Genomic DNA, 7101 nt, shown 5'->3' on the forward strand with positions numbered 1-7101 from the left:
GCCATGATGAACACGCTGAGGATGATGGCGAGTCCGTTCATGACCATGGCGGGGGGAACCTGCTGTACGCCGAGAGCATTGCGCACCAGAGAAGTGACCACCACGATTTTGACGTAGGAGGTGACCATCATGAGGAAAAAGGGGGCCAGCCCGAGCAGGGACAGGCCCACCATGAGATACAGCGGATTGATATCGGTCATGAAAAGGCTCCAGGGAGCGCTACAGCGTTTCGGCGATCTGCACGCCGAGGACGCCGTTCATGTCCACGAGGCGACCGCGGGCTATGGCTTTGCCGTTGGCCCGTATGGTTACGGGAGCTTGCATGTCGCAGTTGAGGGAAAAGGCGTAGCCCGGCGTGAGGGCTTCAAGCTCACCCACGGTGATGAGGCGGCGGTCGAGTTCAAAACTCAGGCGTATGTCGATATCGTTTTGCAGGGAACTGTCCATGGCGGGATCCGCTTCTTCGGATAGGGGTGAGGAAAGGGTGGCCATACCGTCGGCCACGGTGCAGAGGGCGGAAAGGATTTTACCCTCGCCTAAATTCAAGCGCAACGTCAGCGTTTCCGGGGCGGTCCAGGCCTCGGGAAGGAGCACGTCTTCCACGCCGAGGCTGACGATCTGCCCGGCTTTCAGAAAAAGATAGCCTGATTCCAGGGCGACTTCAAGGGGAACGCTCTTCAGAGTTCCGCTCAGGGGGCCGCTCCTGCGCTGGGGCAGGGCCCGCAGGGCCGTGGCGAGCCATGCGGCATCTTCCGCCTTCCCGGGGGAGAGGCGCAGGAACACCGTCTGTTCCGGCAGGCCGTTGCAGGCGGAAAGGCGGGCCGCAAAACCCAGGGAAAAGGCAGCCTTCCCCGCATGTTCCAGAGAGAAGCGTACATCGGTGATCAGAAGGGGCCTGTTCAGGCAGGAACGCAGGGCGGCAAGGGGCTGCTCCAGGAGCGATTCCAGAAGTGCACGGCGTACTTCATCGGGCAGGGCGCGCTCGTCGATATCGGGGGAGTTTCCCCCTTCGGCATCCGTAAACACACTGTGGCGCAGAAGGAAGGAAACGTCGTCCATTTCAAGGAGCCAGGCGGCGCCGTCCATTTCCAGGGCTATGGCGCAGGAGGGGGAGAATTCCGGCGCTTCGGGCAGGAGGGAAAGGGAGGCTTCCCCTGCGCCGAAGGCCGCGTCCCACGGCCAGGGGCGCAGGCTGAGGCCGTTCTGGACAAGGGCCCGTTCCGGGGAAAGGAAGGGCGCTTTATAGGTGGGATAATATACGGATTCCGCCATGATTCTGACCCGCTGTTAGAAAGGGTTCGTCTCTTCCGCCATGTAGCCGCGCGACCTGCGGTTCGTGTCGTTTTCTTCCCTGTCGGCGTTATGGCTCACTTCCACGCGTACTTCGGCCTTTTCCATCCTTTCGAGCTCGGCCTTGAGAGCGGCCTGTGCGGAAACCAGCGTCTGGAAGGAGGAGGGGTTGTCGCAGTTGACCGATACGAAAAGCCCGCCGTCCACCCCGCGCTGAAGAACGATTTCCGTACCCTGCAAATTGTTGCCGCCAAGGGAAAGACGTACTTCATGTCCGCCCTGTTCCGGTGTGGAAACAAGGATTTGCTCCACCAGCTTTTCCATCTCCGGGCCTTCCAGTACTGAAGCGGAGGTGGGAGCGGCCTGTTCCATGCGGCCGGAGAAAAGATTGTCCAGCGGGTTAGTCATGCCCGTCATGGAAGAGAATACGCCGGATGGGGTGTCCTCCATGCCTTTTCCTTTCTCCGTGGTTTTCTGGAAAAGGTCGGAAAGGTCGTCTTTTTTGGAACGGCCGCTTTCCAGATCGTGACGTTCGGGTTTTTCCTCCATGGCTCTCTGGAACATATCGGAAATTTTCTGGTCGGGGGCGGAGAGAGACCCCTGACGCTGGGCCTCCTCGCCTCTGCAGGACGTGATGGACTGGGAAATCTTGATATCGCTGCTCATGGATTCCTCCTTCGGAAGGTTCATGCGTCTTCGCCTTCCGCTTCGGCTCCTTTTCGGGAAATGGGGCGGAATTCTTCCAGCTCCAGGTCTTCCTTATGTTCGGCTTCCTTTTTGGCCTCTTCCTGCCAGATATCCTTATGTGCCTGTATCTTGGAGGTATTCCTGCGGGCCGCCTTCACCTCTTCCTGCGCTTTGTGCAATTCTTCGCGGCAACGCTCCACGTCTTTCCGAGCCTGCTCCACGGCCAGTTCCTTTTCCGTTTCCTGCGCGGCGAGCAGGACAAGACCGCTTTTGAAACGGTCCAGCTTTTCCAAGGGCATGGGCACGTTCATAATGGCGGCATAACGGCGATCTTCCTCTTCGATACGCCATATGCGGTACTCTACCAGTTCCTTCTTTCTTGCCTCCACTGCCGCTTCAGCCTCGCGGATGGCGTTTTCCGCGCTCCGCACTTTGCGTTTTGCGCCTTCTTCCCTGTAATGGCGGACGGAAAGCAGCGCTTCCAGAGGGTAGCGTTCCACGGTCAGCGTACGGCTTCAAACAGGCCGTCCAGGGTCTGCTCGAAGGTGCTTTTTTCGTCAAGGCCCTGCTTGAGGAAGGCGTTGACCTTGTCGATATGGGCCAGGGCGTCGTCGGCCTCCTTGTCTGCCCCTTTCTTATATTCGCCTATCTGCACCAGAAGTTCCACTTCCGCGAATTTGGCCAGTATCTGGCGCAGCCTCTGCGCGGCCTTCTTATGCTCCTTGCTTACTATGGCGTTCATCACGCGGCTCACGCTTGCCTGCACGTCTATGGCCGGGTAATGGTTGCGCGCAGCAAGCTTGCGGGAAAGCACGATATGGCCGTCCAGAATGGAGCGCGTTTCGTCGGCGATGGGTTCCGTCATGTCGTCGCCTTCCACAAGCACGGTGTACAGGGCCGTGATGGAGCCCTTGTCGGAATTGCCGGCCCGCTCCATGAGCTTGGGCAGCTCGGAAAACACCGAAGGAGGGAAACCTCTTCTGGTGGGCGGCTCGCCCGCGGCAAGGCCTATCTCGCGCTGGGCGCGGCCGAAACGGGTGACGGAGTCCATCATAAGCAGGACGCTCTTGCCCTGATCGCGGAAATATTCGGCAATGGCCGTGGAGGTGTAGGCTGCCTTGAGGCGTTCCATGGAGGAACGGTCGGAGGTGGATACCACGAGCACCGCTTTTTTTCGGCCTTCCGGTCCCAGGTCGTGTTCGATGAATTCCCTCACTTCCCTGCCGCGTTCGCCGATGAGGGCAAGCACGCAGACCTCTGCGGTACAGCCTTTGATGATGCTGGAGAGCAGGGTGGATTTGCCGCCGCCTGCGGCGGCGAAAATGCCCATGCGCTGCCCTTCGCCGCAGGTGAGCATGCCGTCCAGCGAGCGCAGGCCGAGGGAAAGCGGGCGGCTGATGATTTTTCTGGTCATGGGGTTGGGCGCTTCGGCGAACACAGGATAGTGATGGCGTGTCTTGAGGGCAGGACCTCCGTCCATGGGCTGGCCGAGGCCGTCCAGCACGCGGCCGAGCAACTCATCGCCCACGGGCACGGAAAGGATTTCCCCTGTGGGTATGACTTCCGTGGCCGGGGAAACGCCCTGGCAGCTCCCGAGCGGGGAGAGCAGGGCCACGTTGCGCACGAACCCCACCACCTCGGCCTTGAGCTGAAAGTCTTCCCATGGGTTGCGGAGTATGCAGAGTTCTCCCACCTTGACGCCGGGAACCACGGCACGGATGATGGTGCCCACCACCTGCTCCACGCGGCCGCGCACTTCTACGGGCGTGGTGGTCTGCACTGCTTCTTCGAGAAGAGATCCGATATATTCAAAAGCCATGGTTCATTCCCGGTTACTGGCTGATTTTGCTGTTGAAAGCGTGTTCCAGCGCCTTCAGCTGGGTTTCAAGCCCCGCATCCACCACGCCGAGTTCACTTTCCAGGATGCAGGAATCGCGGGGGAGCCTGGCATCCGCCACGATGGTGAGGAAGGAACTTTCGGAGCCGCCCGCCGTCATGGCGGAAAGAGCCTCTGCCACGGCTTGTTCGTCAGCCGGGGAGACTCGCACCGTCACTTTCTGCTGCCCGCGCACCGTGTTCAGGGCATTGCGCACGATGCGCACGATGCGTTCCTTGTCGTCCATGTCCCCGATGATCTTGCGTATGGCCTGATTGACCACGCTGACCAAAGTGTTTTCTATGCCCTCGATGAACTCCACGGAGGAGAGGATGGTTTCCATCATCTTTTCCGCATGTTCCAGCTTGCCTTGTTCAAGGCCTTCGCGGTAGCCCTCCTCAAGCTTCTGTTCATAGGCCTCCTTCGCGGCCTTTTCCATGGCGGCGGCCTTTTCCCGTGCGGCGGCAAGAAGGCTGTCGGCCTCCAGAAGAAGGCCGTATTCCTCCGCCTTCACTATTTTAGTGCCCGCGGCGGGGGTCACAAAATCCGTGTTCAGTCGAAACAGGGCGCCCATTGCGGAGCCACCTCCCGGAGCAGTAGTTTTTTCATGGTGAACCATAGCGCGGTGCGTTGTTCTCGCGTGAGTTCAGGCAGGAACGCTCCTTCATTCACGGCAGGGAAGCGGGGTGCGGAAAGGCGCTGCAAAGACTCCGGCCAGTCTGCCCGGAGCAGGAAAAGGGCGGCCGCAGCCAGGGCCCGGATGCGGGCATCCAGGGGGCCGGATGCCGGCGGCGGAAGCAGAGACGGGCGCAGGCTTCCTATCTGATAGCGGCCGCGCTTCAGTGCGTAGTTCATGATATCCGTCCCCAGGTTTCGTCGAAGTTCCAGCACCTGCCGCCCGGATATCACGCGGGAAAGTTCTTCGGCGTGGGCCGCCGCGCTGAGAAAAAGGCCGAGCTTTTCAAGCGTCGCGGCGTCCATGAGGGCGAGCCTTTGCGATTCCTCGGCAAAGTTCCAGTAACTTTCCGCCGTGTCCCCGGAAGAAGGCCATGCCCGACGGAAAGAGGCGCAGGCCCACAGTCTGACCGCCGCGTTGCCGAGAGAAGCCAGCTCTTCGGGCATGGCCGAAGAGAAGCTTTTGTTGAACTCCAGCATGGCCAGAAAAAGCATGGGCCTGAGGGCGAGGGTTTCGGCAAGAAAGCGGTGATCCATAGCGGTTCCGGCTTACTGTTCCCTGTTTTTGTTCCTGCGCGTGTACAGAACTGCCGCCGAGACAAGTCCGACGCAGGCCAGCAGAAGCAGCGCTCCGAGCCCGGCGAAAAGATACAGACGGTTCTTGTCCTCAGCTTCATTTTTCTGAGGCATGGGCACGCTTACCTGTTCCCTTACCGGTACGAGCATGACGGAAACTTTGTCCTGCATGAGGCCGGGGACGGCGTTGGCGGCAAGCTCACGGATATGGGAAATGAGGCGGGTGGCCTGGGACTCGGGGGTATGGCGCAGAAAGACGGCGGCGCTCGGCGGAGTGACGTTGCCGGTACCGAGATCCGTCTGCCCGAGCACCACATGCACCCTGGCGGTGAGCACGCCGTCGATACGGGAAAAGGTGTCGGCCAGCTCCTGGGAAAGGGCGTAGGCAAGGCGCGCCTGCTCTTCCGTGGTGGAGGAAATCATTCCCTGGGCGGCGAAAACCTCGCCGAGACTTTTGAAATCTTCGCGCGGAAGGCTGTTTTCGCGCAGAATTTCCAGCGCCTGAACAATCTGCTTTTCTTCCACGGCGATGCTGAAATCGCTTTTTGCAGCGATTTTTTCCGCAGAAATGCCGTGACGCAGCAGGACGGAGAGCATGGTATTGGCCTGATTTTCACTGAGGCCCTGGTAGATTTCGGCTTTGCAGCCCCCAAGCAGAAGGGCGGCCGCAACAAGGACAAGGCAAAGCGCGCGGCGGACGGAGGAGAAGGGGATAACGGTGGAAAAAGACTGCATGACGGCGTTTCCTTGTCAGGACTGGTTGCGGAGCAGGGAGTCAAGGCCCTGCGTGGCCTGCTGTTTGACGTTGGAGCCGGTTTCGGCCTGAAAGCGAAGCATGCCTACCTGGAATTGCAGGCGGTACAGCTCGGAAGGGCTGATAAGAGTCTCTTCCATGCCCGGAGAGGGGGAGGCTCCGCTTCCCGAAGCCTGTTCCACGCCCTCACTACGGAAGAAATCCCCTTCCCGTGCGATGGAGGAAGCGCGTTCCGTGCCTGAAGCATTTCCTGGGAAAAGTCCGACTTCCTGAGCCTGGAGGGAAGGCTGCTCCCGTTCCATGAGGGATTCGAACATCCGGGCCAGTTCCCCCGGTACGGGAGACGGGCCGGAACTGATCAGCCCTTCCCCCTGGGAAAGGCCCATGCGTTCCAGAGCGTCCAGCAGGCGGCTCGATGATGAGGCGACTGAACCTATGTCCATGAGGTTCTCCTTTCCGCTCTGAAACAACGTGAGTCGGGAGGCTCCTTTGCCCAGACGTCCGACGGAACGTGCTCAGCCGGATGTTTGGCCAGTTCGCCCGAAATCGCCCGGTAACGGGGCTTACCCTTCCATCTGCTCAAGGAGTGACTTGGCAAGGGGGGAGGAGTGGACGTTCTCTTCGGCCAGATTCTGAAGTATTTCTTTCGCTTCATCCTTTTTATCCGCAAGGCAGAGGGAGAGGCCAAGCATGGCCCTGCCGTCTGGATCATCGGGATGCTCGGAAAGCACCTGAGAGCGGAGTATCTGCACGGCCTGTTCGTATTCACCGATGACGGTATGGCTGAGAGCCTGGCCTACAAGAGCGGGCACATGGCCCGGGCGCACGGCGAGAACACCTTCATAGATGGTGCGGGCCTCGAGAACCATGCCCTTGTGGCAGCCGGCATTGGCGATATCGAGCAGGCGGATTATCTGGGAATCGGTAAGCATGGGCGCTCCTGCGAAGGATGGAGTGAGAGGACGTAAACGGGAAATCCGTGTGGGCGTAAGGTTTGGAGCGTGCCTTTTCCCGGCATGGCCCGCCGCAGGGCATATTGCGCGGCGGGCTCTTCTGTGCCCGGGAAAGGTATGTTCCGGAGGGGCCTTTTCCCAGACGGAGGCGTGGCCGGAAATGGCCCGGAGAACCTGCTCAGCTGGCGCGCTGGGCCAGGCTCTTCATCATGTCGGTCATGCTTTTTGTCACGGTGGAAAGCGCTTCCATCAGAGTGTTGTACTGGCCGATTTCAAACTGAAGGGAAATC

General features: G+C 60.0%; 10 protein-coding genes and 1 pseudogene. All 11 read right to left on the bottom strand.

What is annotated here, in order from left to right; genetic code table 11:
• Nucleotides 1–200, bottom strand: a pseudogene (locus K8W16_RS10910) (EscR/YscR/HrcR family type III secretion system export apparatus protein); the annotation flags it as partial.
• Nucleotides 201–219: 19 nt separating this feature from the next.
• Nucleotides 220–1272 (bottom strand): type III secretion system cytoplasmic ring protein SctQ, encoded by a 1053-nt coding sequence (gene sctQ / locus K8W16_RS10915; protein WP_304123641.1) that lies wholly within the window; start codon nt 1270–1272, stop codon nt 220–222.
• 15 nt (nt 1273–1287) lie between these two features.
• Complete coding sequence (locus K8W16_RS10920; protein WP_304123642.1) at nt 1288–1980, bottom strand: type III secretion protein; 693 nt, start codon at nt 1978–1980, stop codon at nt 1288–1290.
• Nucleotides 1977–2477, bottom strand: coding sequence for a type III secretion protein (locus tag K8W16_RS10925; protein ID WP_304123643.1), 501 nt, complete (start codon nt 2475–2477; stop codon nt 1977–1979). The genes K8W16_RS10920 and K8W16_RS10925 overlap by 4 nt, the downstream gene beginning before the upstream one ends.
• 2 nt (nt 2478–2479) lie before the next feature.
• Nucleotides 2480–3796: a type III secretion system ATPase SctN gene (gene sctN / locus K8W16_RS10930; RefSeq protein ID WP_304123646.1), complete on the bottom strand. Its 1317-nt coding sequence runs from the start codon at nt 3794–3796 to the stop codon at nt 2480–2482.
• Between the two features lie 13 nt (nt 3797–3809).
• The gene (locus K8W16_RS10935) at nt 3810–4427 is read right to left on the bottom strand and encodes an HrpE/YscL family type III secretion apparatus protein (RefSeq protein WP_304123648.1); all 618 of its coding nucleotides are present in this window, start codon (nt 4425–4427) and stop codon (nt 3810–3812) included.
• The gene (locus tag K8W16_RS10940; RefSeq protein ID WP_304123650.1) at nt 4406–5065 is read right to left on the bottom strand and encodes a SctK family type III secretion system sorting platform protein; all 660 of its coding nucleotides are present in this window, start codon (nt 5063–5065) and stop codon (nt 4406–4408) included. The genes K8W16_RS10935 and K8W16_RS10940 overlap by 22 nt, the downstream gene beginning before the upstream one ends.
• A gap of 12 nt (nt 5066–5077) precedes the next feature.
• A complete protein-coding gene (gene sctJ / locus K8W16_RS10945) occupies nt 5078–5839 on the bottom strand; it encodes a type III secretion system inner membrane ring lipoprotein SctJ (RefSeq protein ID WP_304123652.1) in 762 nt (253 codons plus the stop codon).
• Nucleotides 5840–5854: 15 nt separating this feature from the next.
• Nucleotides 5855–6301 carry a hypothetical protein gene (locus K8W16_RS10950; RefSeq protein ID WP_304123653.1) on the bottom strand — a complete coding sequence of 149 codons (447 nt, stop codon included), beginning with the start codon at nt 6299–6301 and terminating at the stop codon, nt 5855–5857.
• 120 nt (nt 6302–6421) lie between these two features.
• Nucleotides 6422–6790, bottom strand: coding sequence for a tetratricopeptide repeat protein (locus K8W16_RS10955; RefSeq protein ID WP_304123656.1), 369 nt, complete (start codon nt 6788–6790; stop codon nt 6422–6424).
• A 199-nt stretch (nt 6791–6989) separates the two neighbouring features.
• Complete coding sequence (locus tag K8W16_RS10960) at nt 6990–7100, bottom strand: EscF/YscF/HrpA family type III secretion system needle major subunit (RefSeq protein ID WP_304123659.1); 111 nt, start codon at nt 7098–7100, stop codon at nt 6990–6992.
• Nucleotide 7101: the final 1 nt, after the last annotated feature.

Origin of the sequence: Mailhella massiliensis, assembly GCF_020741395.1 — a bacterium.
GTDB lineage: Bacteria > Desulfobacterota > Desulfovibrionia > Desulfovibrionales > Desulfovibrionaceae > Mailhella > Mailhella massiliensis_A.